Annotated in this window: 25 protein-coding genes and 1 pseudogene (1 of these 26 only partly in view); 12 read left to right on the plus strand and 14 right to left on the minus strand. The window is 71.6% G+C overall.

The annotated features are described in order from the left end of the window. The 4 genes from FVA80_RS22800 to metB all read left to right on the plus strand — a co-directional run. Positions 1-309, plus strand: the 3' portion of a protein-coding gene (locus tag FVA80_RS22800) for an FUSC family protein (RefSeq protein ID WP_187193482.1). The gene continues 684 nt to the left of window position 1, outside the view; only the last 309 of its 993 coding nucleotides appear in the window; its start codon lies off the left edge, out of view; the stop codon is at positions 307-309. Then, entirely contained in the window at positions 303-497 is a 195-nt protein-coding gene (locus FVA80_RS22805; RefSeq protein ID WP_147909237.1) for a DUF1656 domain-containing protein, read from the plus strand. Before FVA80_RS22800 ends, FVA80_RS22805 begins: the two co-directional genes overlap by 7 nt. A gap of 8 nt (positions 498-505) precedes the next feature. Then, complete coding sequence (locus tag FVA80_RS22810) at positions 506-1423, plus strand: HlyD family secretion protein (protein ID WP_147909236.1); 918 nt, start codon at positions 506-508, stop codon at positions 1421-1423. A 206-nt stretch (positions 1424-1629) separates the two neighbouring features. After that, complete coding sequence (metB, locus tag FVA80_RS22815; RefSeq protein WP_147909235.1) at positions 1630-2793, plus strand: cystathionine gamma-synthase; 1164 nt, start codon at positions 1630-1632, stop codon at positions 2791-2793. A gap of 9 nt (positions 2794-2802) precedes the next feature. Here metB and FVA80_RS22820 read toward each other — a convergent pair whose 3' ends face one another. Beyond that, positions 2803-3579 carry a hypothetical protein gene (locus FVA80_RS22820; RefSeq protein WP_147909234.1) on the minus strand — a complete coding sequence of 259 codons (777 nt, stop codon included), beginning with the start codon at positions 3577-3579 and terminating at the stop codon, positions 2803-2805. Positions 3580-3709: 130 nt separating this feature from the next. Continuing rightward, positions 3710-3931: a ferric siderophore receptor protein gene (locus tag FVA80_RS22825; protein WP_246692093.1), complete on the minus strand. Its 222-nt coding sequence runs from the start codon at positions 3929-3931 to the stop codon at positions 3710-3712. Between the two features lie 72 nt (positions 3932-4003). Between FVA80_RS22825 and FVA80_RS22830 the strand changes: the two genes are divergently transcribed. The 4 genes from FVA80_RS22830 (at position 4004) to FVA80_RS22845 (ending at position 8355) form a co-directional block, all read left to right on the plus strand. Then, complete coding sequence (locus FVA80_RS22830) at positions 4004-4447, plus strand: lysozyme inhibitor LprI family protein (RefSeq protein WP_147909233.1); 444 nt, start codon at positions 4004-4006, stop codon at positions 4445-4447. An 86-nt stretch (positions 4448-4533) separates the two neighbouring features. Further along, positions 4534-5319, plus strand: a complete 786-nt coding sequence (locus tag FVA80_RS22835) for a 5-oxoprolinase subunit PxpA (RefSeq protein WP_147909232.1) — start codon at positions 4534-4536, stop codon at positions 5317-5319. Positions 5320-5425: 106 nt separating this feature from the next. Beyond that, entirely contained in the window at positions 5426-7771 is a 2346-nt protein-coding gene (locus FVA80_RS22840) for an Orn/Lys/Arg decarboxylase N-terminal domain-containing protein (RefSeq protein ID WP_147909231.1), read from the plus strand. After that, positions 7771-8355 carry a GNAT family N-acetyltransferase gene (locus FVA80_RS22845; RefSeq protein WP_147909230.1) on the plus strand — a complete coding sequence of 195 codons (585 nt, stop codon included), beginning with the start codon at positions 7771-7773 and terminating at the stop codon, positions 8353-8355. Before FVA80_RS22840 ends, FVA80_RS22845 begins: the two co-directional genes overlap by 1 nt. Before the next feature lie 16 nt (positions 8356-8371). On the opposite strand, the gene FVA80_RS22850 is transcribed toward FVA80_RS22845, so the two are convergent. The 3 genes from FVA80_RS22850 to FVA80_RS22860 are packed head-to-tail and all read right to left on the minus strand — an operon-like array spanning position 8372 to position 10243. Then, positions 8372-8965 (minus strand): YceI family protein, encoded by a 594-nt coding sequence (locus tag FVA80_RS22850; RefSeq protein ID WP_147909229.1) that lies wholly within the window; start codon positions 8963-8965, stop codon positions 8372-8374. Then, entirely contained in the window at positions 8962-9570 is a 609-nt protein-coding gene (locus FVA80_RS22855) for a cytochrome b (RefSeq protein WP_147909228.1), read from the minus strand. The genes FVA80_RS22850 and FVA80_RS22855 overlap by 4 nt, the downstream gene beginning before the upstream one ends. A gap of 28 nt (positions 9571-9598) precedes the next feature. Further along, entirely contained in the window at positions 9599-10243 is a 645-nt protein-coding gene (locus FVA80_RS22860; RefSeq protein ID WP_187193483.1) for a YceI family protein, read from the minus strand. A 99-nt stretch (positions 10244-10342) separates the two neighbouring features. Between FVA80_RS22860 and FVA80_RS22865 the strand changes: the two genes are divergently transcribed. Further along, on the plus strand, positions 10343-11308 hold the full coding sequence (locus tag FVA80_RS22865) for a LysR family transcriptional regulator (protein ID WP_147909227.1): 966 nt from the start codon (positions 10343-10345) through the stop codon (positions 11306-11308). A gap of 176 nt (positions 11309-11484) precedes the next feature. Then, positions 11485-11847, plus strand: coding sequence for a hypothetical protein (locus FVA80_RS22870; RefSeq protein ID WP_147909226.1), 363 nt, complete (start codon positions 11485-11487; stop codon positions 11845-11847). 12 nt (positions 11848-11859) lie between these two features. On the opposite strand, the gene FVA80_RS22875 is transcribed toward FVA80_RS22870, so the two are convergent. The 3 genes from FVA80_RS22875 to FVA80_RS22885 all read right to left on the minus strand — a co-directional run bounded on the left by FVA80_RS22875 (position 11860) and on the right by FVA80_RS22885 (position 13708). Beyond that, positions 11860-12378, minus strand: a complete 519-nt coding sequence (locus tag FVA80_RS22875) for a hypothetical protein (RefSeq protein WP_147909225.1) — start codon at positions 12376-12378, stop codon at positions 11860-11862. Between the two features lie 329 nt (positions 12379-12707). After that, positions 12708-12914: a hypothetical protein gene (locus FVA80_RS22880; RefSeq protein ID WP_147857547.1), complete on the minus strand. Its 207-nt coding sequence runs from the start codon at positions 12912-12914 to the stop codon at positions 12708-12710. A 65-nt stretch (positions 12915-12979) separates the two neighbouring features. Continuing rightward, the gene (locus FVA80_RS22885; protein ID WP_147909224.1) at positions 12980-13708 is read right to left on the minus strand and encodes a hypothetical protein; all 729 of its coding nucleotides are present in this window, start codon (positions 13706-13708) and stop codon (positions 12980-12982) included. 159 nt (positions 13709-13867) lie between these two features. Between FVA80_RS22885 and FVA80_RS22890 the strand changes: the two genes are divergently transcribed. Next, positions 13868-14119 (plus strand): hypothetical protein, encoded by a 252-nt coding sequence (locus FVA80_RS22890; RefSeq protein ID WP_147856268.1) that lies wholly within the window; start codon positions 13868-13870, stop codon positions 14117-14119. A gap of 25 nt (positions 14120-14144) precedes the next feature. Here the strand turns inward: FVA80_RS22890 and FVA80_RS22895 are convergent, their stop codons facing one another. From FVA80_RS22895 to FVA80_RS22905, 3 genes are all read right to left on the minus strand, one after another. Then, positions 14145-14456: a hypothetical protein gene (locus FVA80_RS22895; RefSeq protein ID WP_147909223.1), complete on the minus strand. Its 312-nt coding sequence runs from the start codon at positions 14454-14456 to the stop codon at positions 14145-14147. Positions 14457-14471: 15 nt separating this feature from the next. Continuing rightward, complete coding sequence (locus tag FVA80_RS22900; protein WP_147909222.1) at positions 14472-15731, minus strand: allantoate amidohydrolase; 1260 nt, start codon at positions 15729-15731, stop codon at positions 14472-14474. 130 nt (positions 15732-15861) lie between these two features. Next, positions 15862-16047: a hypothetical protein gene (locus tag FVA80_RS22905; RefSeq protein ID WP_147856265.1), complete on the minus strand. Its 186-nt coding sequence runs from the start codon at positions 16045-16047 to the stop codon at positions 15862-15864. 361 nt (positions 16048-16408) lie between these two features. Here FVA80_RS22905 and FVA80_RS22910 point away from each other — a divergent pair, with 361 nt between their 5' ends. Next, positions 16409-16978, plus strand: coding sequence for a PAS domain-containing protein (locus FVA80_RS22910; RefSeq protein WP_147909221.1), 570 nt, complete (start codon positions 16409-16411; stop codon positions 16976-16978). Positions 16979-16985: 7 nt separating this feature from the next. Here the strand turns inward: FVA80_RS22910 and FVA80_RS22915 are convergent, their stop codons facing one another. The 3 genes and pseudogenes from FVA80_RS22915 to FVA80_RS22925 form a co-directional block, all read right to left on the minus strand. Further along, positions 16986-17420, minus strand: a complete 435-nt coding sequence (locus FVA80_RS22915; protein ID WP_147856263.1) for a heme-binding protein — start codon at positions 17418-17420, stop codon at positions 16986-16988. A 409-nt stretch (positions 17421-17829) separates the two neighbouring features. Further along, positions 17830-21138, minus strand: coding sequence for a DEAD/DEAH box helicase (locus tag FVA80_RS22920; protein WP_187193484.1), 3309 nt, complete (start codon positions 21136-21138; stop codon positions 17830-17832). A gap of 130 nt (positions 21139-21268) precedes the next feature. After that, positions 21269-22430: pseudogene (locus tag FVA80_RS22925) on the minus strand (acyl-CoA dehydrogenase family protein). Positions 22431-22440 lie beyond the last annotated feature (10 nt).

Raw genomic sequence — 22440 nt, forward strand, 5'->3', positions numbered from 1 at the left:
AACACCCTCGTCGGCGCGACCAACCCGATGGCGTTCAGCGTGCCGGCCTTCCTGAACCAGGCGTTCGGCTGGGTGGCCGCGGTCTTCGTGACGCTGCTCGTCTTCCGCCTGCTCCTCCCGCACGATCCCCGCCGGCAGGCGCGCGACATTCTCGCGGCGGCGGCGGCCGAGATCGCCGCGCGGTCGATCGAGGATCCGAACACGTGGCCGGCGGCGCATCGGGTCGCCGCCTGCCTGACCGACATGGCGGTGCTGCTCGACGCGCATCCGGACTGGTCCTTCGACCACCACCGGAGCGCGCCATGCTGAGCGAGGTCGCGATCGGGGGCGTCTACCTGCCGCCCATCCTCGTCTACCTCGTCGCGGCGCTCCCGCTCTTCGCCGCGCTTCGGGCCGTCCTGGACCGGGCCGGGGTGCTGCGCTTCGCTTGGCATCCCGCGCTGCTGGAATTCGCGCTGCTGCTCGCGACGGTCGCGCTTCTCATCCTCCTCGTCTGAGTGCCGCCATGACGGTCCTGAAGCGCCTGCTCCGCCCCGCGCTGACCCTCGCCGCCGTCGCCACCGTCGCCGCGACGGTGCTGCTGCTCGCCGCGCTGTGGCGTACCTACATGCTCGCGCCCTGGACGCGCGACGGGCGAGTCAGCGCCGAGATGGTGCGGGTCACCCCCGAGGTCTCGGGTACGGTCGTCGACGTGCGCGCCGTCGACAACCAGTTCGTCCATCGGGGCGACATCCTCTACGTCATCGATCCGCACCGCTTCCGGCTGGCGCTCGACAGCGCACAGGCCGTGGTCCTGGCCTGGCGCGAGGACGCGGCGCTGAAAACCGCAGCGGCACGCCGGCGCAACCAGCTGAGCCCGGGTGTCGTGGCCTCCGAAGCGGTCGAGCAGGCCAACGGTATGGCGGCGATCGCGCGTGCGGATCACGACGCCGCGGTCGCCGCCGCCCAGGTCGCCGAGGTCAACCTCGACCGCACCACGATCAGGGCACCTGTGGACGGCTACGTCACCCACCTCCGGCTGCGGCCGGGAGATTATGCGACGACCGGCGCGACGCGGGTCTCGGTGATCGATGCGGAGGGATTCTGGATCACCGCGTATTTCGAGGAGACCAAGCTGTCCCGGATCGCGATCGGCGCGCGCGCCGAGATCCGCCTGATGGGTTTCGAGCCGCCCCTCTCCGGGCACGTGGAGAGCATCGGGCACGGCATTGCCGATGCCAACGAGAGCCGCGACCATCTCGGCCTGCCGACCGTCAACCCGGTCTTCACCTGGGTGCAGCTGGCGCAACGCATTCCCGTCCAGATCCATATCGACGCGGTGCCGCCGGGGGTGACGCTCGCGGCGTGCATGACCTGCAGCGTGGCCGTCGGGGAAGCCGTGGTCGGCAACCGGCTGCTGTCCCGGCTAGAATTCCTGCCGTGACGGCGCCACGGCTCCGCGCCACCGGGTATCGGCAAACCGGAGACGCGCCGGAGACGGAGCGGCCTCCTGTCCGGCCCGGGATATGTTCGCTCGGGTGGCGCGCGGCTCGTTCTCTTGAAAGCCTATTCCGTTCGGCATAAAGAACGCGCTGACGACCCGCCGGCCATGCGCGCCGGTCCGAATTTCGGCGCAGGAAAGACAAGCCGATGCCAGAGGGGCTCGATGCCCGCACGATCGCGGCGACCAACGGGGTGGCCCAGGATACGTCCTTCGGCGCCGTGATCGCGCCGATCCACCTCTCGACGACCTTCAAGTTTCCCGCCTTCGAGCAACCCGGGCCCTACGATTACTCGCGGCTCGGCAACCCCACCCGCGACCAGCTCGCCGACACCATCGCCAAGCTCGAAGGCGGCGCCAGGGCCGTCATGGTGTCGAGCGGCATGGCGGCCATCGATCTCGCCCTGTCGAGCCTGTGTCCCGGCGACCTGCTGGTCGCGCCGCATGATTGCTACGGCGGGACGCACCGGCTGCTCAGCCTCCGCGCCGCCCGCGGGCAGTACCGGGTGCTGTTCGTCAACCAGACCGACCCGGACGCCCTGGCCGCAGCGCTGGCTCAGACACCCAAGGTCGTGCTGATCGAGACCCCGAGCAATCCGCTGATGCGGGTCATGGATGTCCGCCGCGTCACCCATGCGGCCAAGGCGGTCGGCGCCCTGGCCGTGGTCGACAACACCTTCCTGTCGCCGGCGCTGCAGCGGCCGATCGCCCTCGGGGCGGATCTCGTCGTCCACTCCACGACCAAGTTCCTCAACGGCCATTCGGACGTGATCGGCGGGGCCGTGATCGCCGCCGAGGCCTCGGTCGGCGACGGCCTCGCGGCCTGGGCGAACACGATCGGGGTCACCGGCTCGCCGCTCGACGCCTACCTGACCCTGCGCGGCATCCGCACCCTGTTCGTCCGGGTGGAGCGCCAGCAACAGAACGCCGCCCAGCTCGCGGCCTTCCTGGATGCGCATCCGGCCGTGAGCCGTGTCCATTACCCGGGCTTGGCGTCCCACCCGGGCCACGCCATCGCCAAGGCGCAGCAGGCCGGGTTCGGCGCCATGCTGAGTTTCGAGCTCGTCGGTGGCCGCGCTGCGGTGAAGACCCTGGTGGAGACCCTGCGGGTGTTCACGCTGGCCGAATCGCTGGGTGGGGTCGAGAGCCTGATCGCGCACCCGCCGACCATGACGCATGCGGCGATGGATCCCGAGGCGCGCGCCATCGCGGGCATCACCGACGGGCTGCTGCGCCTCTCGATCGGCCTGGAAGCCGTGGACGACCTGCTGGCCGACCTGTCCCACGGCCTGGAGGCGGTGACGCGCGGCTGAGCCGGCGGCTCACTCCTCCTCGATCACGCTGAACCCGGACTCGTCCTCGACGACCCGGTACCGGGAGAGGCGCAGGGTCTGCGAGCGCTCGGCCGCCTCGTCCCGGCATTTCAGGACGTGGGCGGTCCGGTTGACGACCTGCAGGTTCGGCGCGCCCCAGTAGCCGAGCAGCTCCGGCCAGGGCGCGTCGCGGTGCTCACGCCAGACCCGGTAGAGCGGCACGGCGTGGTCCACCTCCGCGGTGCGCAGCAGCCGCTTACCGGAGGCCTTGCAGCGATGCCCCTGATGGCGCTTCAGGACGCGGACCTGCTCGTGCGGCGCGATCCAGAACTTCCAGGCGGCGACACAGGCGGCGTGCCAGGCGGCCTTACCGTTGGGAACGCCCTGCCCCCAGAGGTCGCGGTGCCAGCCGAACCGGTAGACCGGCTGGCCGCAGATGCAGCAGGCGCCGCGGCCGCGGGCGAAGGCCGGCTCGCGGAACGGGGCGGGCGGGATCCGGAAGCTCGCCGGGCGGCCGCCGGCGCCGCCCTCGCCGAGCTGCCAGGTCCAGCCCTCCGGCGTCCCCGAGCGCGCGGCCAGGGCCCGGGCCAGCCAGTCGGCCCGCAGGATGTGGTTGCGCCAGTAGCTCTCCACCGCCAGGCGCGGAGTCGGCGGGATCAGCGGCCGCGTCAGCGCGTGGTGCAGGATTGGCGCCGGGAAGATCGCGGGCAGGGCCCGCTCCAGTCGGGCCTGGGCCTTGGCGTTCTTCTGGTCACGCCAAGTGGATGTCGTGTTCGATGCCGTCATGCCCGGCCGTGCTAGCGCGCGACGCACGGGAAGGCGACGGCATCCGGGCCACAGGTTCGGGCCGGCAGACTTAAGGCAGTGTTTCCCGTGAAACATCGCCGCCGGGGCAGGAGGTCGCGCCCTCGGATGCCTACAGGTCGATCGACATCGACAGCAGGGAGGTGCGTGGGCCGCCCTGGAAGACGGTGCCGAACGCGGCGACCCCGGTCGAGTACCGCGTCCCGGTGGCGTTCAGCACATTGGCCCGGAACGTCGTCCGGCGACCGTCGAGCACCGTGGCGTGGTGCAGGCCGAGATCGAGCCGTGCCCAGTCCGGCAGCCCGGGCGTTCCGCATGAAAAAGAAGTGTTCATGCCTTTCCGGCCAGCGTTCCGCGGTCCGGCCGCGCATCCGCGCCGGCGTAATTCGCCTCCGGGGAGACCGCGATGCCCTCGAACCCCTTCACCGTGGCCGGCTCGACCGGGATCCTTGCCCTCGCCGCGCTCTGGACCTGCGCCCTTCCTTTCGCGAGCGCCCGGGCCGACCAGCCTTCGGCCAAGCTGTGCCGGGCCGCGACCTCGACGCCAGAGACCCAAACCTGCCTGCACAAGGCCCTCGAGGCGGCCGACGCGAAGCTCAACGCCGCCTACAAGAAGGCCCTGTCGGTCATCGAACAGGACGACCGCCCGCTGGACGCCAAGGCGACCTGGAAGGCCCAGTTCACGGCGGCCCAGCGCGCCTGGATCGCCTTCCGGGACGCCGATTGCGGCGATCTCACTTTCAGCGAGTGGAACAACGGCAGCGGCACCACCGGGGCGCTGTATGCCTGCAGGTACGACAAGACCGTCCAGCGGACCGAGGACATCCTGAGCCGGTACCCGCTTCAGTAGAGAGGTGGCTCCCGCCTCGGAGGCGGCGGCGGGCAACTGGTCCGACCCTTGAATGCGCGCAACCGCTGCGCACGCGAGGGACCTCGATGATCGTCGACCTGAACTGCGACATGGGCGAGGGTTTCGGCGTCTACCGCCTCGGCGACGATGCCGGGATGCTGGCGATCGCCAGTTCGGCCAACATCGCCTGCGGGTTCCACGCCGGCGACCCGCTGGTCATGCACGAGACCCTGACGCTCGCCGCCTGCGCCGGGGTCCAGGCCGGGGCGCATCCGGGCTTCCTCGATCTCTGGGGCTTCGGCCGGCGCCCGATCCACGGCGAGCGCCCGGCCGACGTCGAGAAGGCCGTGCTCTATCAGGTCGGCGCCCTCCTGGCGCTGGCCCAGGATGCCGGCTGCCCGGTGCGGCACGTGAAGACCCACGGGGCGCTGGGCAACATCGCCAACGCGGACGCGGATCTCGCCCTGGCGGTGGCCCGGGCGATCCGGACGCTGGACCGCGACCTGATCTTCGTGGTCATGCCCGGCCTCGAGACCGAGCGGGCCGGCGAGCGGCTCGGTTTGCCACTGGCGCGCGAGATCTACGCCGACCGGGCTTACGCCGAGACCGGCAACCTGGTCTCGCGCACGCGCCCGGGCGCGGTCCTGCACGATCCGGCCGAGGCGGCGGAGCGCGTGGTGCGGATGATCGAGGACCGCGCCATCACGTGCCTGTCCGGGCGACGCATCCCGGCCCGAATCGACAGCATCTGCGTCCACGGCGACACACCGGGCGCGGTCGCGATGGCCGCGCGGGTGCGGTCCGACCTGGCCGCCCTGGGGATCGCCATCAGGCCGATGGCCCAGGTGATCGGTCGCGCGATCGGCGCCTGAGTTCGCCGATTCCGTCCGGTTTCAGCCGCGATCCGCCTCACCGTCATGCAAACGTCGCAGATGGGCCAGAAAGCCACTCGCTGCTTACGAGGCTTTGAGAGGCCCTATGGATTTCCACCGTCGCTTCACGGTTCTGATGTGCGCCCCCGCCTTCGATCCGGACGACCTGGAGGGCGCGCGCGTCGCCCAGATCGTGGCGGCGGTGGAGAATCGCGGCTTCGAGGTGGTGCGGGCCCGGCGGGTCGAGGACGCGGCGATCGCCGTGCAGACCGATGCCGCCATCGGCTGCATGGTGGTCGACTGGGGCAAGCGCGGTCTCGACGGCAAGGCCGCCGCGCTCATCGACATGATGCGCAAGCGCGGCCTGGAGATGCCGATCGTCATCATGGTCCGCCGCAAGCGGCTGGAGGACATCCCGGTCGAGCTCCTGGACTTCATCGACGGCTACATCTTCCTGGCGGAAGAGACGCCGGAATTCATCGCCCGCGGCCTGGTCAGCCGGGTGACGCAATATGCCGAGACCCTGAAGACGCCGTTCTTCGGCGCGCTCGTGGACTATGCCGAGAAGGGCAACCAGCTCTGGACCTGCCCGGGGCACAACGGCGGCATCTTCTACAACCGCTCACCCATCGGCCGGATCTTCGTGGAGCACCTCGGCGAGGCGATCTTTCGCGACGACCTCGACAATTCGGTGCTCGACCTCGGCGACCTGCTGACCCACGAAGGGCCCGCGCTCAAGGCCCAGAAGGAGGCCGCCAAGATCTTCGGGGCGGAGAAGACCTACTTCGTCCTCAACGGCACCTCGGCCTCCAACAAGATCGTCCTGTCCTCGCTGGTGGCCGAGGACGACCTCGTTCTGTTCGACCGCAACAACCACAAGGCGGCCCATCACGGCGCCCTGTTCCTGGGCGGCGGCATCCCGATCTTCCTGGAGACGGACCGGAACGCCTTCGGCTTGATCGGTCCGATCTATCACGAGGCCCTGGACGAGACCCGGATCCGGGAAAAGATCCGCGCCAACCCGCTGGTCACCGACCCCGAGGCTTGGCGCCGGGAGCGGCCGTTCCGGGTCGCGGTGATCGAGCAATGCACCTATGACGGCACGATCTACGACGCGCAGGAGATCCTGGAGCGGATCGGCCACCTCTGCGACTACATCCTGTTCGACGAGGCCTGGGCGGGCTTCATGAAGTTCCACCCGCTCTTCGCGCGCCGCTTCGCCATGGGACTCACCGGCCTCGACGAGACTTCGCCGGGCATCGTCGCCACGCAATCGACCCACAAGCAGCTGGCGAGCTTCTCACAGGCCTCGCAGATCCACACCCGCGACGGCCATATCCGCGGCCAGACCCGGCGCGTGGAGCACAAGCGCCTCAACGAGAGCTTCCTGGTCCACGCCTCGACCTCGCCGTTCTACCCGCTCTTCGCCTCCCTCGATGTCGGCGCCCAGATGATGAAGGGCCGCTCGGGCATGATCCTGTGGGACGACACGATCCGGCTCGGGATCGAATGGCGCAAGAAGGTCCGGGCGATCCGTCGGGAGTTCGAGGAGAACGAGGCCGATCCACTGCGGCGCTGGTTCTTCGACCCGTTCGTGCCGGACGTGACCACCAACGCCGACGGGGCCGAGGTGCCGTGGGAGAAGGTGCCCACCGACGAGCTCGCCGCCGACCCGCGGCACTGGGAACTGAAGCCCGGTGCCCGCTGGCACGGGTTCACCCATGTGGCGCCGGGCTACGCGATCACCGACCCGAACAAGCTCACGGTGCTCACCCCGGGCTTCGACCGACGGACCGGGGCCTATGCCGACCACGGCGTGCCGGCCCCGATCGTCGCGCAGTACCTGCGCGAGAACCGGATCGTGGCCGAGAAGAACGACCTGAACTCGCTGCTCTTCCTGCTGACGCCGGGCGTCGAGTCGTCCAAGGCCGGAACCCTGATCTCCGGCCTCGTCGCGTTCAAGCGGCACCACGACGACAACGTGCCGCTCGAGGATGCGATGCCGGAATTCGTCAACCGCCGGCCCAACCGCTACCGGGGCGTGCGCCTGCGCGACCTCTGCGCCGAGTTCCACGCCTTCCACCGGGAGGCCAACACCTCCATGCTCCAGCGTCGGCAATTCGCCCCCGAACACCTGCCCGAGATGGTGATGCCGCCCAAGCGCGCCGCCCAGATGCTGACCCGCAACAAGGTCGATTACGTGCCGATCGCCGAGGCCGAGGGGCGCATCGCCTCGACCCTGATGCTGGTCTACCCGCCGGGCATCGGCACCGTCCTGCCGGGCGAGCGCCTGGACGACAGGGCCAAGCCGATGCTCGACTATTTCAAGATGTTCGAGGCCTCGGCCAACCTGTTCCCCGGCTTCGAGGCCGAGATCCAGGGGGTCTACCGCGAGGTCGAGCCGGACGGGCGGATCCGCTTCCACACCTACGTCGTGCGGGACGGCGCCTGATGGAGATCGAGCCCGAAGAGGGCGCCCCGATCCCGGCGCGGCCGAGCCCGGACATCATCATCCGCGCCTCCTCGGACGCGGATGTCGAGGCGATGGTGGCGATCTACGAGCACCATATCGGCAAGGGCGTCGGCAACGTCGCCGAATTCGACGACGAAGCGCGCCTGCTGCCCGACGACCTGAAGCGCCGGCGCAAGACCATGCGCAAGAAGCGCCTGCCCCACCTCGTCGCCGAGCGCGGCGGCCAGGTGGCGGGCTACGCCTACGCGGTGCCGTTCCGGAAGCGTCCGGCTTATCGCTACACGCTCAAGCACTCGATCTACGTGCATCCCGACCACCTCCATGCCGGGATCGGGCGCCGCCTCCTGCCGGCCCTGATCGAGGCCTGCGCGGCCGGCGGCTACCGCCAGATGATCGGCTACATCGACGCGCAGAACGCCGCGTCCCTCCGCCTTCACGAGACCTGCGGCTTCGTCCAGGTCGGCTACCTGAAGGCGGTGGGCTTCAAATACGGCCGCTGGTCGGACAGCGTGATGGTGCAGCGGGCGCTGGGCACCGGTTCCGAGGACCAGCCGGGGACGTAGGCAGCGACGGGACCGGTCAGTGCCCGTCGGCCCCAGCGGCGGGCTTTGCCGTGGCGACCAGCTCGATATCGACCCCGACCTCAAGGGCGACCCATTGTCCGGAGGCCCAGGCGCCCTGGCCGACGCCGAAATCGGTGCGGACGAGGCCGGCATGCCCGGTCGCATGCGCTTGGTCCCCTTCGAGCGCCAGGTGGAAAGGCAGAGTCAGCGGACGCGTCATGCCCCGGATGGTCAGGTCGCCGACCGCCTCGTAGTCGCCCCGGCCCTTGTCGACGAAGCGGGTGGCCTCGAAGCGCGCGTGGCTGGCGCTGGTCACGTCGAACCAGTCCCTCTGCGGCAGAGCCGCGTCGCGCTGGGCATCGCCGGTCCGGGCGCTGCCGAGATCGACCAGCACTGTGGCGCGGCCGGCCTCGGGCTTGGCAGGGTCGAACGCCACCCGGGCGTCGAAGCGCTCGAAGCGTCCCGAGAACGGGGTCCCGACCTGCACCCCCGAGAACCGGATCGCACTCTTGGCCGGATCCACCGCCCACTCGGCGGAGGCGGCCGGCCGCACGGCCCCCGGGAGGGCGGCCGACAGGCACAGGGCGAGGCACGCGAGACGCAGCGTCATCGGGTCGAGTCCAGGGTTTCGGGAGGCAGCGCGGCGGCGCGGCCCGGCAGCATCCGTGCCAGTACGCCGTCCCGCAGGATGAGATGGTGGCGCAGCGCGGCCGCCACGTGCAGCACGAGCAACGCCGTCAGGAACCACGCCCCGTAGGCGTGCAGCAGCTTGACGGCCCCCTCCGCCCCCGCCGGGTCGGTCAGCAGCGGGGCCAGCGGCAGGTGCGGCCAGGGTACGAGCCCGTACAGCACCGTCGGGATGTTGAACGGCGAGAGCGAGACCACCGCCCAGCCGGTGAGCGGCAGCCCGATCAGGAGCCCGTACAGGATGGCATGGGCCGCTCCCGCCGCCCGGCGCTCGCGGGCCGGCATGCCCGCCGGGTGCGGGGGCGGCCGGTGGAACAGCCGCCAGGCGAGGCGCAGGCCGGTCAGGACCAGCACGGTGATCCCGACCGACTTGTGCCACTGGTAGAGCGGGAACAGGCGCATCGGCGCCAGCCCGGCATGCGTCATGGTCAGGCCCATGCCGATCAGGGCGAGCACGCCCAGCGCGCTCGCCCAGTGCAGCAGGATGGCCACCGCGGAGTAGCGCCGCGCCGATGCGACCCATGCCATCGCCATCCTCCCGTCCCGTCGGTCCGGGTCAGTCCTGACGCTCGAAGGCGCCCGCGATGGTCAGGTGCAGGTCGTCGCCGATGAGCGGCAGGTAGGTCTTCACCCCGAACTCGGAGCGCTTGACCGTGCCGGTGGCGTCGAACCCGACCGTGACCTTCTTGCTCAGCGGGTTCACGCCGGCCCCGACCAGGGTGACGTCCAGCGTCACCGGCTTGGTCACGCCGTGCAGCGTGAGGTTGCCGGCCACCTTCGCCTTGTCCTTGCCCTCGGGCGTGACCTTGGTGGACACGAAGGTCATCTCGGGGAACTTGCCCGCGTCGAGCCACTGGTCGCCCTTCAGCTCGTCCGTGAGCTTGGCGCTGGTCGTGGTCACCGAGGCGACCGGGATCTTGATCGACAGCTTCGCGGCCGCCGGGTTCTTGGGCTGCAGATCGAGGGTCCCGGACACGTCCGAGAAGCCGCCGGCATAGTTCGAGAAGCCCATATGGGAGACCCGCCAGCCGACCTGGGTGTGGTTGGGATCGACCGCGTAGGTGCCGGCCTGGATCTGGGCCGGGTCACGGGTCGGCGGGGTCTGGGCCAGGACCGGGGTGGCGACCAGGACCGGAGTGGCGACCAGGACCGGGGTGGCGACCAGGACGGCCAGAAGGCCGGAGGCGAGAATCGACTTCAAGGGTGTCTCCTACAGGCGACGATCATGCGCGATTCGGTGCGCCGCAGCAGCGCTGTAGACCCGTTCACGGCCGCGGTTGAGCCTGCTATCCGGAACCCCATGGTTGCGAGAACGGAAACCTTCCAGGGCGGACTCGACGACGTGCGCGCCTTCTGCACGGTCGTCGATCTCGGCACCGTCACGGCCGCGGCCGCGAGCCTGCGGGAAACCAAGGGCAGCGTCAGCCGTCGCCTCTCCCGGCTGGAACGGGCGCTCGGCACCCGGCTGATGGCCCGAACCTCCCGGGCGGTCTCGCCCACCGCAGAGGGCTTGGCGTTCTACGCCAAGGCCCACGAGAGCCTGGCCCTGCTCGACGAGGCCGCCGAGACCGCCCGCGACGCCCGGACGGTGCCGGCCGGGCACCTGCGGATGACCACCTCCATCGATTTCGGGATCGAGGTGATGCCCGAGATCGTCGCGAGCTTCCGGGCGGCCTATCCGCAGATCACGGTCGAGATGCTGAACACCGATGCCCGCCTCGACCTGGCGGCCAACCGGATCGACCTCGCCCTGCGGCTGGGCGGCGCGGAGGAGACCGGCTACCGGGCGGTCGTCCTGGCGACCCTGGCGGTCGGCCTCTACGCCGCGCCCGCCTACCTGCTGCGCCGCCCCGCGCCGGCCGACCTGGCCGGGCTGCACGGCCACGACCTGATCCTGTCCCGGGAGCGGCTGGGCTCGGGGGCCCTGCCCCTCACCGATGGGCGCGGCCAGTCCGAGCAGGTCGTCATGAGCCCGGCCATCCGGGTCAGCGACTTCGCGACCGTCCACCGCCTGACCCTGGCAGGGGCCGGGATCGGCCATATCCCGAGCCTCGTGGCCGCCCGGGCTGTCGCGGCGGGCCAGCTCGTGCGCGTGCTGGCCCCCTGGGCCAGCCGCGGCGGGGTCCTGCGCGCCGTGACGCTGGCCGGGCGCGACCTGCCGGCACGGGTCCAGGTCTTCCGGGACCATGTACGCGAGGCGCTGACGGCCTGCGGTCCAGATGCTGGGGAGACGGACTCTAGCGATCAATACAATCAAGACTTGTAGAGACTAAATATCGGCGCCTTATTGACTGAACGATCGGGACAATCTTACGGTCTGGCTTAGCGGGGTGTTCAGGACCTCGGCGCACCATGGCGCTTCGCGGCAGCCCGGGCCGCTCGGCGGTCGATCCCGCCTCAATCCCCTGCCCGGGCGTATCCAGTACCCAGCGGACACCCAACATGCCCCTTCGCAACCGGCGCCTCCGGCCCTTGCTCCTCGTCGGAACGCTGGTTCTGGCGGGTCTGTGCGCCGCACCGCCCGCGGCCTGGGCGATGCTGTCGAGCACGACCCGCGTCGTGCTGCAGAAGGGACGCCACTACGTGCCGACCGACCTGTTCCTGCGGCGCGGCGATACGATCACCCTGCGCAACGAGGATTCCAGCCAGACCCACCACGCCTTCATCGAGGCGGACCGGTTCTCGTTCGATGCGGGCGATCAGGAACCCGGCACCGAGACCCGGCTGGTCCTGGCGGAAGCGGGGGATTTCGTCATCCAGTGCGGCATCCACCCGAAGATGAAGCTGACCATCCACGTCCAGTAGGGCGCGGGGCGGTCAGCCCTCGCGGCCGAGGCCGAGCCCGCGGATCAGATCGCCGATCGGATCGATTTTCCTGGGCGCCGGCGCGGGCGCCGATGGTGCGGTCATCGGCTCGACGGCTGCCGTGCGGGCCAGGCCGGCGTTGCGCAGGCGGGCCGTCCGGCGGGGGCTGCGATCCGCCACCTTCGACCGGTGTGCCACCACCGTCTTCCGAGCTTTTTCGGCGGGGGCGACCATCTCGCTCGGCAGCGCCGGAGCCGCGATGGCACCCAGCGGCAGTGCGGCGGCCAATCGCGGCGCCAGCAGGTCGGGGGCGGGCGCACGCCCGTTCTCCGCTGTGGGGAGGTCGGACTTGCCGGGGCTGGCCAGCCGGGCCGGCGGATCCGCCCAACCCGATGGAGCAGCCTGCGCTGCGACAGTCCGGACCGGGCGCTGCTGCGCCTCGTAATTGCCCGGATGAAGAGTATGGGCCGCCACGACCAAGCCGAATACGGCGATCGCAGTCGTCGCAAGGGTGGATCTATAGTGTTCCATGACGGCAAAACGAACAGCCAAGGTCATGGTTCCGCTTGGCCGAAACCTCCGGCCGGAGCTTCAAAGTCCGGATCGCTGTCCGCCGCCACGGGGACGGGACTGAAAAAGAGGAGACAGGACAGAAAAAAAGGCCACTCCCGAAGGAGCGGCCCGAAGTCTAGGGAGGAAACGCCCAAGAAGGGCAGCGGGATCGCGACGCCATCGCCATCCCGCACTGCACAGATAGGCTACCGCATTGCGGCATGCAACCGACCGGGAGCCGTTTGCTTATGCATGAGCGACACCCGACCGATCCACAGGCATGCACTCAGATCATGACGAGACGCTGATCAGCCGTCGTTCTGCGGCTCGTCGTGCCCGATCAGCCGCTCGACCTCGGCCAGGGCGACTGCGCGGGCCACACCCTCGGAGGCGTGCGGGCGGTACGATCCACGAACCAGCTTGCCGCGGTCCCGGATCGCCCACGTGAAACGGCCCGGGTCGTGCCGGCTCGGCCTGACCTCAACCGTGTAGAGATGCCCGCCATTCGCACCCATGCCTCGCATGTGCGAACTCCCCTGCGCCGGCCCAGGGGGTGCGACCGTGGGCGGCAGCCGGACCCTTACCGGGCGGGCGTCCCGCGACCGGCCTCAGGCCGGGACGGCTCGGCCGGGCCGTCGGTGCGGGTGCCGAGCCAGACCACGTGCTTGGGCCCGCTGCCGCGGCCGCTGGCATGGACCCGGGCCTCCTCGACCGCGAAGCCGGAGCGCTGCAGGCGGGCCTTGAACTTCCGGTCCGGAGCGCCGGACCAGACAGCCAGGATGCCGCCCGGCCGCAAGGCCCAGCGGGCCCGCTTGAGGCCCCAATTGTCGTAGAGCCGGTCGTTCGAGCGGCGCATCAACCCTTCCGGGCCGTTGTCGACATCGAGCAGGATGGCGTCGTACTGGCCCGGCCCCGCCTGGATCAGGCGGTTCACGTCGGCTTCCTGCACGTCGACCCGGGGGTCGTCCAGGCAATCGGCGAAGACGTGGGCGAGCGGGCCGCGGGCCCAGGCGATCACGGCCGGCACCAGCTCGGCGACCACGACCCGCGCATCCGGGCCGAGGCCCTCCAGGGCCGCCCGCAGGGTGAAGCCCATGCCGAGGCCGCCGATCAGCATCCGGGCCCGGGGCCGGTCCTTCAGCCGCTCGCAGGTCATCGCGGCGAGCGCCGCCTCGGAGCCGCTGCGGCGGTTGTTCATCAGCTCGATGGTGTCGGCCAGGATCGAGAATTCGTCGCCGCGCTGCATCAGGCGCAGGTCGGTACCGCCCCCCGGGACGGCTCCGGTGTCGAGATGAACCCAGGGTATCACGGACGTTTCCTCGATTGGCGGTGCGGTCGGTCGGGGACCGTCGGCACGAAAGATCACGGCGAGAGCGGGGCCGCGGGCAGGTTCGGCGCTGCGCGCGGCGCAACCCCCTGCGCGCCGGTGCCCCCTGCCGCGCGGGATCGCGGTGGCGTATCAGCACCTATGGCTAAGCGCATCAAGTCGAGACCCCAGGAACGGGGCTTCATTCTGTTCGACGTCGTCTTCGAGGACGGCTCCCGAGCTTCGAACCGCCGTGTGCCGGCCGAGATCCTCGGCGGCCTGGACGGCGACGAGCCGGCCCGGCAGATCATCGCCGAGCAGGAAGAGGAGATTGCCCTCAAGGCCGGACGGCCCGGCCGCGAGATCCAGAGCCTGACGCGCTCGCCGATCATCAAGCCCAAGCCGGTCGTCTGACCGTCCCGCCGCGCGGGCTTCCGGTTCAGACCGCGCCCTCGACCACCTCCAGCGCCCGCAGGATCGCGAAGCCGATCCGCTCCGCCTCGCCCTCCGCATCGCCGGCGGCCGGCAGCAGCGCCACCGTCTCGACGGCGTGCTCGTCCTCCGGGCCGACCACGATCCGGAACACGTCGCCTTCTTGAGCGGCCGGATCGCGGATCAGGCCGACCCGGTGGCCCGCGGCCGCGCCGAACAGGCGTAGCGGCGGCTGATCGGGCTCGGGCTCCGTCCGCTCCGGCGGTGCGGGGCGAGGCGCGCCGAAGGTCGGGCGGATGACGTTGTCGTCGTCGGGCATGCCGAACCAGCCTCCTCAGGAACGCGCGATGCCGGCCGTGGCCAGCACGGCGTCGGCCAGCACCTCCATGCCGGCCCGGGCCCAATCCGGCGTGATGCTCTCGGCCTCATTGTGGCTGATGCCGCCGTGGCACGGGCAGAACACCAGGGCCGCCGGCACCGTCCGGGCGCAATAGACGGCGTCGTGATAGATCGCGGTCGGCATCCGGGTCCAGGCATGGCCCCGCGCCTCGGCCGCGGCCTGGACGCGGTCCACCAGGACCGGGTCGAACGGGGTGAGCGGCGCGCGCCAGAACTCCTCCACCCGGATCGCGACGCCCCGCTCGGCGGCGAGCGCGTCGGCCCGGGCCAGGATCCGCTCCCGCATCGCCTCCAGCTGACCGGGGTCGCCGTGGCGGGTGTCGAGGCTGAACCAGACCCGGCCCGGGGTGATGTTGCGGCTCGCGGGCTCGGCTTTCAGGACCCCCACGGTGGCGCGGCCGCGCTCGCCCCCGGGGCCGACCGCGTCCCGGGCGATCGCCTCGAGCGAGCCGATCAGCGCGGCGGCGGCCATCATGGCGTCCCGCCGACCGGCCATGGGGCTGCCGGCATGGGCCTCCTCGCCCAGCACGGTCAGCTCGTACCAGATCTGGGCGAGCGCCCGGTCGACCACGCCGATGGTGAGGGCGGCATCCTCCAGGCGCTTGCCCTGCTCGATGTGCAGTTCGAAATACGCGCCGAGCCCGCGAAGATCCGCCGGATCCGCGTCCCCCTGCCAGCCGATCCGGCGCAGCTCTTCACCGAACACGTGGCCGGCGAGATCCCGGGTCGCCATAACGTCGGCCTCGGAGACGATCCCCATGGCGACGCCGCTGCCGCTCATGGGCGGCGCGAAGCGCGAGCCCTCCTCGTTGCACCAGTTGATCAGCAGGAGCGGCGCCTCGGTCTCGATCCCGGCCTCGTGCAGGGCGCGCATGATCTCCAGCCCGGCGAGCACGCCCAGCGGACCGTCGAACTTGCCGCCGGTGGGCTGGGTGTCGAGATGGCTGCCGATGGCGACGGGCTTCCGGCCCGGGTCCCGCCCCGGCCGGTGGAAGACCATGTTGCCGATCCGGTCCACCGTCAGGGTCAGCCCGACCGCCTCGCCCCAGCGCCGGAACAGGGTGCGCCCCTCGGCGTCCCGATCGGTCAGGGTCTGCCGGTCGTTGCCGCCGTTGGGAAGCGCGCCGATCCGGGCGAGCGCCATCAGGTTGTCCCAGAGGCGGTCCTGCGAGAGCGGGAGGTTGGTGCGATCCATAGCGATGCGGTCCCGCGCGCGCCCCGGCCGACCCCGTACCGGCGTCCGCGACGTTAGGCCGTGATCCCGCCCGGCACCAGCAGGGTCGGGGGACATCCCCCCGGCTCCGGTCTCCGGCGCCGACCGGTCCTCAGAGGCTCGGATCCGGGAAATCCTGGGCGTGCAGGCTCCAGATCGCCCGTCCGTCCGCGGCCGAGACGTAGACCGCGTTGGCGCCGAGCGCGGCCAGATCGAGATCGATCCGCTTGGCCGCCGCCACCGCGCCCGCGTCGTCGGCGGCCTCGAAGGTCTGCCGGTACAGGTCCGGGCCAAGCATCCCGTCCGGGTCCCGGCGTATCGCTCTGAAAATGTATCTGCGCATCGAAAGTCCTGGGCCGACACGGTATCCGCGCCGTCGGCACGCTCATCGCAGCAATGCCCGCGCGTTCGGTGACGGACAGACTGCGCCATGAAAAGCTTTACGCCGGGTTTGTGCACTGCGAATGCAGCTTCAGGCGCTCAGGCTTGATCCCCGCCGCTGTCGAGCCGGGGCCGGAGACCCGTGACGACATGTCAGGGCGCGGGGCATGGACGATTTGGATCGATCCGTTGCCTAAGTGCTTGTCGGTTGCAAGTGTCGCACGCGGCTGCCGGCTGTCCCGGGGATGGGCGGGCCGCAACCAGGTTTGGGGGATGGAATGGCATTGGCGTCCATGGCGGCCTCCGCCCTGCAGGATGCGGGTTTCGTCGGTACCTGGGATACGGATGTCTCCGCCGGCCGATCGGTCCTCGACGCGGGCGCGGCCGCATTGCTGTCCGGGAACGAGGGCTTTGCCGGCAAGCCTTTGCCGCTCGACGTCGCCCTGGGACGTGTCCATCCCGAGGATCGCGGCTGGGTCTTCGACGAGATCCGCAAGGTGCGCCGGACCGGCGGCCCGGTCTCGCTGGAGTTTCGCGTCCTGAGCCAGACCGGCGACGTCCGCTGGATCCTCACCCGCGGCCGGCTGGCCCCCGACACCACGGGGGCGCTGCGTGGGCGCGGCGCCTACATCGACGTCACGGACCTGTACGGCGGCACCCCGCCGGGGCGGGACGGCAACCCGATCCAGGTCAAGCCTCCGATCGAGGTCAAGCACCTGGAGGCGGCCGCCGACAACTGCATCCGGGTCCACTCGGCGCTGGAGCGCTACGGCAACCCGCAGCTCCGGCTGATCTCGAGCATGCTGCTGCTCGGGATCGGCCGGGCGCTCGCGCAGCGGGAGCCGTAGGGCGGGTTCAGGTGCGCCAGGGATGGGCGGGAAGCTCGGTCCGGCCGATCGCCTTGGCGCCGGCCTCCGCCACGGCGTGATCGTTCTCCACCGTCGACCCGCTGACGCCGATCGCGCCCGACATGACACCGTCGGCATCGACGATCGGGATCCCACCCGGGAAGGTGATCAGCCCGTCGTTGGAATGCTCGATGCCGTAGAGCGGGCCGCCCGGCTGGGACAGCTGGCCGATCTGGCCGGTCATCATGCCGAAGAACACCGAGGTCTTGGCCTTCTTGTGGGCGATGTCGATCGAGCCGACCCAGGCGTCGTCCATGCGATGGAACGCCTTCAGGTTGCCGCCGGAATCGACCACCGCGATGCACATCTGGGTGTCCAGCTCCTTCGCCTTCGCCCGCGCCGCGGCGATTGCCCGCTCGGCCTGCTCAATCGTGACGTGCATGGTGCCTCCCTTGATCGGCCCGGGCCAGCGCAGAGTCGCGGAGAAATTCCAGCGGACTCGGGGCGCCTCCCGTTCTGCGCGAGAAGGCCCGACCGGACGGCGCCGGTCAACTCCGGATCACGTCAATTGCCCCGCCGGACATCGGCGGACGACAGGCCGGGCACCCGCCTTGCACGGGGTCATGGGCGCCCGGCCGTGCGGCCGTACCGGAGACGAAAGGGCAAGAGACCCCGGTACAACGTCGGGACCCGACCGGGCCGGCGCACCACCGGGTGGCACGGGGCGCTCGGTCGGAGTGTAGCCCGCCGCAGATGGGCACCGGCAGCCCTGCTGTCACTGATACGATTGTACCGGTCCGGTCCGGGCAGCCCTCACAAACGCGTGAGCGCAGCCCGGGCGTGGACCAGGCTCAAGCGGCCCGCTCCCGGGCGGCCCGGATGCGGTCGAGGAGGTCGGCCGCCAACGCGGCCCGCGCCTGCGCGTCGGCACAGGCGTGCCGCCAGACCACGCGGCCCTGGCGCAGGATGATCCCGTCCTCGGCCGGCATCGGCGGCAATGGCCGGTCGGACCGGATGTCGGCTGCGACACCTTGGGGACCGCCGCTGAGCCGGGCCACGCCCAGCCCGCAACAGGCGGCGCGCAGCCGCGCCAGGGTGAACAGGGCCAGGACCGGCGCCGGGGCTGCGCCGAAGCGATCCTCGACCTCGCCGGACAGGGCCTCGATCGCCTCGCCGTCGCGCAGGCGCAGCAGCCGGGTGTAGAGGCTCAGGCGGATCTCGGGCTCGGGCACGTAATCCGCCGGGATCCGGCTCGGCAGCCCGATCTCGATCTCCGGGCTCCAATCCTCGGCCGGCTCACCCTTGGCGGCGGTCAGCGCCAGCTGCAGCAGGTGCTGATAGAGGCCGAGCCCCACGAGCTTGGCGTGGCCGGCCTGATCCTCGCCGACGAGATCGCCGGCCCCGCGCAGGTCGAGGTCGCGGGCGCTGACCGCGAAGCCGGCACCCAGCCGGTCCAGGGCCTCCAGGGCGCGCAGGCGCTGGAGGGCGGCGGGCGCCAGCGGCGCGGCCGGATCGCTGAGCAGGTGGACGACGCCGCGCCGCTGGCCGCGGCCGACCCGGCCGCGCAACTGGTGGAGCTGCGCCAAGCCGAACCGGGCGGCCTCCCAGACCAGCATGGTGTTGGCCCGGGGCACGTCGAGCCCGCTCTCCACGATGGCGGTGGCGAGCAGGACGTCACCGTCCCCGTCGGCGAAGCGGACCATGACCTCGTCCATCGCCGACGGCTTCAGGTCCCCGTGCGCCACCAGCACGTTCAGGCCCGGCACGAGGCCGCGCAGGCGCTCGGCCATGGGGCCGATATCCTCGATGCGCGGGCAGACGACGAAGCTCTGGCCGCCGCGGCGATGCTCGCGGATCAGGGCCTCGCGCACCGCGTCGGCATCGAAGGGCGCCACCACGGTCCGGACCGGCTGGCGCATCACCGGGGGCGTGGCGATCACGCTGAGGCTCTGCAAGCCGACGAGCGCCGCCTGGAGCGTGCGCGGGATCGGGGTGGCGGTGAGCGTCAGCACGTGCCCGCCCACGGCGAGGCGGCGCAGGTCCGCCTTCATCTTGGCGCCGAAACGCTGCTCCTCGTCGATCACCGTCAGGCCGAGATCGGCGAAGCCCACGCCGCGGGCGGCCAGCGCCTGCGTTCCGACCACGAGCCGGATCGAACCGTCCGCGAGACCGGCCTTCACCCGCTTGGCCTCGGCCGGGGAGACCAGGCGCGAGAGCTGCGCGACCTCGATGCCGAACCGTCCGAACCGGCGGCGCAGGGTCTCGACGTGCTGGCGGGCCAGGACCGTGGTGGGGGCGATGAGCGCCGCCTGTTTGCCGGCAAATACCGTCGCCGCCAGGGCCCGCAGCGCGACCTCGGTCTTGCCGAAGCCGACATCGCCGCAGACCAGCCGATCCATCGGACGCCCGGAGGCGAGGTCGGCCATCAGCGCGTCCACCGCGGCGGCCTGATCGGGGGTCGGGGCGAAGCCGAAGCCGGCGGCGAACCGCTCCATGTCGCGGGACGGCGGCGCCAGGACGGGAGCCTCGGTATCCCGGCGGGCGCGGGCGGCCTCCAGCATCACCCGGGCGGTCCGGGCCATGGTGGCCTCGGCCTGGAGGCGGCGGCGGGCCCAGGTCCCGCCGTCGAGCTTGTCGAGGGTGACCGCGTCGGGCTCCGGGCCGTAACGCCAGATCCGGTCGGCCTGGGTGACCGGCACCATCAGGATCGCGTCGCCGGCAAAGCGCAGCCGCAAGGCCTCGGAGGGCTCGTCCTCCGCGCCGACGCCCAGCGGGTTCGACACGGGCTCCAGCCCCTCGAACACGCACAGGCCGTGGTCGCGGTCGACCGCGACGTCGCCGGGGCGCAGGTCGACCTCGCCCATCGGCAGGATCGCCCGGGCGGTGCCGGACACCGCGGCGTCCGGCCCGAACAGGTCGGCGGCGGCGAACACCGTCGCGCCCCGCCCCTGGACCTTGAAACCGGCGCCGATCGGCGCCTCCAGGGCGAGGATGTCGCCCGGCGCCGCGTCGGCGAGGTCGGACCAGCCGTCGATCAGCCGGACCGGGCGCTCGGCGATCTTGCCGGCCTGGCGCACGAGGGCGCCGGGCGGCTGGCGCGAGCCCGCCAGCACGACGACGTCGCCCGCCTTCAGCCGCTCGCGCATCGCCTTGGCGAAGGCCGCCTCGGGCCGCCGCTCCCGGGCGAAGACCGGGACCCCGAGCAACTCACCCGCCGCGTCGGTGGCCACCGCCCGGGTCAGCTCGGCCACGACGGCCCGCCACGCCTTCGGCGCGAGGTAGAGACCGTCGCCGCCCTCGGCGCGGCCGCCGCGGGGCGCCCGGCGGGCGCCGGCTTCCTCCATCTGCTCGTAGAAGGCGTCGACCCGGGCCTGCGTCCCGTCCTCGACGACCAGGCGGGCCCCCGGCACGTAATCGAGCAGGGTGACGAGACGCGGATAGTAGCGTTCCAGGCGGTGCTCCTGCCCGGTGAAGGGCTCGAAGCTCTGGCCGGAATCCGGGGCGAGGACGATCTCGGTGGCCGGGTCGATCACCAGATCCGCGACTTCGGCGACGGAGCGCTGCGAGATCGGATCGTAGGAGCGGATCGCGGTGACGCGCCCGTCCGCGTGCTCGATCCGGCAGGGCCGCGGGGCGGCCGCCGGAAACACCTCGACGGTGCGACCCCGGACTGCGATCTCGCCGGGCTCGTCGACCCGCTCGTCGAGGATGTAGCCGAGGCGCTTGAGGCCGGCCATCACGGCGGCGACGTCGAGCGGGTCGCCGACCCGGAACGTCACCCGGGCGTCGGCCCAGGTCTCCGGCGGAGGCACCCGCTGGATCAGTGCCGGAGCCGTGGTCAGCACGAAGTCCGGCAGGGCGTCGCGGTCGGTCAGCCAGCGCATCACGGCAGCCCGGGCGCCCATCGTGGCCCGCGACGGCGAGGCGTGGTCGAGCGGAAGGCAATCCCATTCCGGGTAGACGGCGACCCGGATGTCGGGATCGAGGGCCTTGAGCGTCGCGGCCAGCTCCTCCAGCCGCCGGGCATCCCGGGCCACGTGGACCAGCGGGGCCGCGTCCTCGGCCAGATCCAGCAGTGCCACCGCCAGCGCCCCCGTGGGCATCAGCGGCGCGTCCTCGGTCTCCTGGTGGGCGACCGTCTTCGTCCTGCGCTTGGCCATGCTGATCCGAACCTGTCCCGGATGCTGCAAACGCTGGCTGGCCGTGAGGGCTCCCGGCTGCCGGCCCCGGATTCACAGACGCGATGCCGCATTCGAAAACGCTTGCGTCTCGAATCCGGGCCTTCCGGGTTCAGGCCTCGCCCGACCAGAGGTCGCCACTCGCCCGCGCGTCGCGCAGCACGTGGCGGGCGCCCTCGGTCAGCGCCCGGTCGGGGCCGGGCTGGCGCAGGTAGGTCGCGAGATCCCGGGTCAAGCGCTCCAGCGGGTGGTCGCGCAGGAAGCCCTGCAGCCCGACCGAGCGCTGCGCCCGTTCCAGCAGGTCGAGCCCGGCGCGTTCCACCGCGAGGCGGGCGAGGTTCACGTAGGCGATGATCCCGTCCGGATCGCCCTCCTCGCCCACGATCGCGGCGGCCCGCGTCACCCAGAGGCGGGCGGTCTCGGCCGCGATCACGCCCTCGCCGAGGCGGGCGAGCTGGTGCGGGTCCTCGCCGCGGCCGGTGGCGACGAGATGGCCGCGCCACGCGTCGAGCAGCGCCTCCAGGCCGCCGAGCTGCACCGCGAGGAAGCGCCAGGCGCCCCGAGAAATGCGGCTGCACCTGATAGTCGTCGGGCGCGCCCACGGGCGTGAAGCGGTCGGCGCCGAGCCCGGTGAAATCCACGGTGCCGGTCGCCGAGGCCCGCATCCCCTGCGCGCGCCAAGCCGACAGATCCGCCCGCTCGCCGGGCTCGAGGGCGACGACGATCATCTGCGACCCGGGCGCGTCGGGCTGCGCGGTCACGAGGGCGCGGGTCACGAACCCCGCCCCCGACGCGAAGGTCTTCACGCCCCGTAAGGTCGGGGCGCCTCCGGTGGCGTCGATCTTGAGGCCGTCGCCCGGCGGCTCGGTGTTCCAGACCCCGAACAGATGGCCCTGGACGGCATCGGCCAGCAAGGCGCTGCGCGCCTCGCCGTCGGCATAGCGGGCGACGAGCTGCACCGCGTTGACATGGCCCTCGTACACGCGCCCCAGCGCGAGGCTGCCGGACCCGACATGGGTGAGCACGGCCTGGAGAATCGCCCCGTCCGGCTCCTCGCCGAGACCGGCGCCGCCCGCGCGATGGGGCACCGGCGCGGCCAGCAGCCCCACCCGGGCGAGTTCCGCGACATCCTCGGCCGGAAAGCCGCCGTCGTGGTCGTGGCGTCCCGCCCGACGCGCCGCACCGGCCGCGACCGCGCGGGCCGCCGCAACCGGATCGCCGCGCGTGCCCCAGGCGATATCGTTGAGTCTGAGGTCCACACCTGCTCCGGTCATGACGAGCCCA

The sequence above is a fragment of the Methylobacterium sp. WL1 genome (genome assembly GCF_008000895.1).
GTDB lineage: Bacteria > Pseudomonadota > Alphaproteobacteria > Rhizobiales > Beijerinckiaceae > Methylobacterium.